Below are 1,755 nucleotides of genomic sequence, written 5' to 3' on the forward strand. Positions count from 1 at the left end.
GGCTTTGCCGCGCGTGAACGGCACCTGCATCGGGCGCGAGCCCGGACCGCCCACGTGCGAGAACGGCTGGGTCCGCCAGTCCAGGCCCTGCGGGAGCGTCAGCAGCAGCGCGGTGTCCTGCTCCTGCGGCGCGAAGGACTCGTCGGCGGGGCGGGCGTCCGCCGCCGCGCGGCCCGTACCGGCACAGGCCGTCAGGCCGAAGGGGTTCCACGGCGAGGCGCACAGCGCGTGCTCCGGCAGGGACTCCTCGTCCGCCAGCAGCGCGATGGCCTGCGCGCAGTCCGGGCAGATCACCCGGTACATCTCGAAGGTGTCGTAGTCGGCGTCGGGGCCGTAGGCGTCACCGGAGTCCGGTTCGACACCCTCCGGCTCGGGCTCGACGACGAGCTGCTGCCGCTTGGCGGCAGAACGAACGGGGCGCTTGACACTCTGCATGGGATTCTCCCCCTAAGGCTGGGCCGTGAAGGCGCTGCGGCCTCGACCACAGCAAGCACTTCCCGCAGGTTCTCGGCGGTAACCGTGAGAACCTCACGCAGCGCGCTCACATGGTGTGGCGTTCGTCACAGGCTAAGGGTGGATATCCGCCCAGATGCCGCGTGCCGCGCCATCGGAGCCCGCCGAAGTTGTCCCCCGGTTGCCCCGCGCGCACGCGCGCGGGACCGCACGGTAGGTTCTGGCCCATGGAGGAGCTGGACCGTCAGATCGTGCAGTTGCTCGTCAAGGACGGGCGGATGAGCTACACGGACCTGGGCAAGGCCACCGGCCTGTCCACGTCGGCCGTGCACCAGCGCGTGCGCCGGCTCGAACAGCGGGGCGTCATCCGCGGCTACGCCGCCGTCGTCGACCCCGAGGCCGTCGGGCTGCCGATGACCGCGTTCATCTCCGTCAAACCGTTCGACCCCAGTGCCCCCGACGACATCGCCGAGCGGCTCGCGGGCGTCCCCGAGATCGAGGCGTGCCACAGCGTCGCCGGGGACGAGAACTACATCCTCAAGGTGCGGGTGGCCACCCCGCACGAACTGGAGGAACTCCTCGCCCGGCTGCGCTCCCTGGCCGGCGTCTCCACCCGCACCACGGTCGTGCTCTCCACGCCGTACGAGGCCCGCCCGCCGAAGATCTCCTGATCCCCCCGACACGCGCCCCGGTTCCGGGTGCTCGGCTGGTACGGGGGAGACTGGTGGGCATGAGTGAGCAGCCCGCCGGCCCCAAGACCGTCCTCCTGCGCCGGGGCGAGGTCCACAGCCCCGCCGACCCCTTCGCCACCGCGATGGTGGTGGAGCGCGGTCAGGTCGCCTGGGTGGGCTCGGAGGGCGCCGCCGACGCCTTCGCCGACGGGGTGGACGAGGTGATCGACCTCGACGGTGCCCTGGTCACCCCCGCCTTCACCGACGCCCATGTGCACACCACCGCCACCGGGCTCGCCCTGACCGGCCTCGACCTCTCCGGCGCACCCTCCCTGGAGGCGGCCCTCGCCCTGGTCCGGGAGTTCGCCGCCGCCCGTCCCGCCGACCGGGTCCTGCTGGGCCACGGCTGGGACGCCGCCCGCTGGCCGGGCGGGCGTCCGCCGACGCGCGCGGAGCTGGACGCGGCCACCGGAGGCCGCCCGCTCTACCTCTCCCGCGCCGACGTCCACTCGGCCGTCGTCAGCACCGCCCTGCTGGACCTCGTCCCGGCCGCGGTGAGCCGCGCCGACGCCCCGCTCACCGCCGACGACCACCACGCCGTCCGCGAGGCCGCCCTCGGCGCGCTCGCCCC

Annotated in this window: 3 protein-coding genes; 2 read left to right on the top strand and 1 reads right to left on the bottom strand. The window is 73.7% G+C overall.

Annotation, left to right across the window (positions count from 1 at the left end; genetic code table 11):
- Positions 1–435, bottom strand: a 435-nt coding sequence (locus GT030_RS16955) for a hypothetical protein (protein WP_161201814.1), incomplete at its 3' end; no start/stop codon positions are given.
- Between the two features lie 245 nt (positions 436–680).
- Between GT030_RS16955 and GT030_RS16960 the strand changes: the two genes are divergently transcribed.
- Together GT030_RS16960 and GT030_RS16965 are read left to right on the top strand one after the other, a co-directional pair.
- The gene (locus GT030_RS16960; protein WP_030810457.1) at positions 681–1,124 is read left to right on the top strand and encodes an Lrp/AsnC family transcriptional regulator; all 444 of its coding nucleotides are present in this window, start codon (positions 681–683) and stop codon (positions 1,122–1,124) included.
- Between the two features lie 59 nt (positions 1,125–1,183).
- Positions 1,184–1,755, top strand: a 572-nt coding sequence (locus GT030_RS16965; RefSeq protein WP_161201815.1) for an amidohydrolase family protein, incomplete at its 3' end; no start/stop codon positions are given.

Origin of the sequence: Streptomyces sp. SID1328 (assembly GCF_009865595.1) — a bacterium.
GTDB lineage: Bacteria > Actinomycetota > Actinomycetes > Streptomycetales > Streptomycetaceae > Streptomyces > Streptomyces griseoluteus.